This window comes from Nocardioides sp. P5_C9_2 (assembly GCF_054049555.1).
Map to the genome: position 1 here is coordinate 1 of NZ_JBFUMD010000596.1, position 1,987 is coordinate 1,987.

Annotated in this window: 1 protein-coding gene; it reads left to right on the top strand. The window is 75.7% G+C overall.

Annotated elements, in window-relative coordinates; genetic code table 11:
- Positions 1-1,987: FtsX-like permease family protein (locus tag ACXJKL_RS20045; protein ID WP_457208755.1), on the top strand; the 1,987-nt coding region annotated here is incomplete at both ends.

The window sequence follows — 1,987 nt, forward strand, 5'->3', positions numbered from 1 at the left end:
CGGAGGACCTGCGTGCGCAGGCACGCCAGGCCCACCGCACCGTGCCGCTGCTGATGGCCCCGATGGTCGTGCTGACGGTGTTCGTCCTGTGGCTGGTGCTCGCCGCCGCGACCGAGCAGCGGCGGGGCGAGGTCGCGGTCGCTCGGCTCCGCGGCCGCGGGCCTGCCGGAGCGGTCGGTCTGCTGCTGGTCGAGCTGCTCCCCGTCCTCCTGGTCGGCGTCGTCCTCGGCGGGGCCGCCGCGCTCGTGGGGGGAGCCCTGACCCGAAGGCTGCTGCCCGGGGAGGCACCGTTCGAAGCCGGTCCCGGGTTCACGACGGCGGTCCTCCTCGCGGTGGTGGCCGTGGTCCTCACCGCGGTGGCGGCCGCCGCACGCGTCGCCCGCCAGCCGTTGGACGACCTCGTGCGGGGCGGACGGGTCCCCTCGCCCCGGTGGGCGCTCGGGGCGCTCGACGCCTTCCTGGTCGCGGGAGTCGGGACCGCTGTCCTCGCGTTCGTCACCGGGAGCGCGAGCGGGCCATTCGCCCTCGCCGGGCCAGCGCTGGTGGCGCTCCTCGTCGGCCTGCTGCTGGCCCATCTCGCCACCCGCACCGCGGGCGCGTCGGGGCGCCGACAGCTGCGGCGCGGCCACCTCGTCACCGGCGTGACCCTGCTCGAGACGGCCCGGCGCCGGGAGACCCGCGCCGTGATCGTCGTGATAACCGTGGCCAGCGCGCTCGCCGTCTTCGCCGTCGACGCCGCCGTGGTGGGCGCACGGATCCGCAGCAGTGCGAGCGAGCACGACGCCGGAGCGCCGGTGGTGATCCGCGTCGCCGGCCGCGACCTCGACGGAGTACGCGCGGCACTGCGTGCCGTCGACCCCGCCGGTCATCGTGCGACACCGGTCATGGTCTCCCAGGCCACCCTGGCCGTGGAGCCGGACGCCTTCAGCCGGATCGCCTTCTTCCCCCGCGGAGCGCCGTCCGCCGCACAGTGGAGGGCCATCGCGCCCCCTGACCGGGAGCCCGTCCAGCTGACCGGTTCGCGGGTCTCGCTGGTCGCACGCGCGGACCGCGACCTGACAGCGCAGGACGCCCTGGGCAGTGAGTCGGAGGTCGATCTCGGGCTGGTGGTGACCACCACCACGGGGACCCGCCGCGCGATCCGCCTCGGCGCGATCCCGCCGCCCGGCAGGCGTAGGACGCTCGTCGGGGAGGACCCTGCCTGCACCAGCGGCTGCCGGCTGGCCGCGATCGAGCYCACCGCCCCGCCGGGGGTCAGGGTCGACGGCGACCTCGACCTCGGCGACGTACGGGTCGACGGCCGCCCCGTCGACTGGGGGTCCTCGGCCGAGGGATGGAACACCACCGAGGACGAGCACACCGTCATCCGTCCGGTCGGCACGACGTCCGGGGACGCCCTGCGTCTCCGTCTGGACATCGGCGGCATCTATCCCGCCGAGGTCACCCCGGCATGGGTGCCCGGCACGATCCCCGCACTGCTGCCCGCCGCTCGCCGCGACGCCTTCGGGCTCGACGTGACGGGCGTCGACGGCAGCGAGCGGCCGGCCCGGGACGCGGGCCGCGTCCTCCTCGTCCCGGCGATGCCCCGCCGCTCGGCGCTGGTGGACCTCGATGCGATCTCCCGCGGCGCACAGTTCACCCACGACGCCCACGTGGAGGTCTGGTCGGTCGACGATCCTGCCCTCGTCGCCGCCGTCGGCACCTCGCTGCGCGAGCGCGGGATCGCCGTCGCCGAGGTACGTCGCGTCTCGACGATCCGTCAGGCGTACCGGGACACGGTCGCCACCTGGAGCCTCGCCCTGGGGGCCGTGGTCGGACCGGCCGCGATCCTCATCGCACTGCTCGTCCTGCTCGTGCTCGCCCTCACCGGATGGCGCGACCGGGCCCGGGACCTCGCCATCCTGCGACTCAACGGCGTCGGGCGCCGCACGATCCGACGGCTGGCGGTCACGGCCCAGCTTCCGGCCATCCTGATCGCCCTCACCGC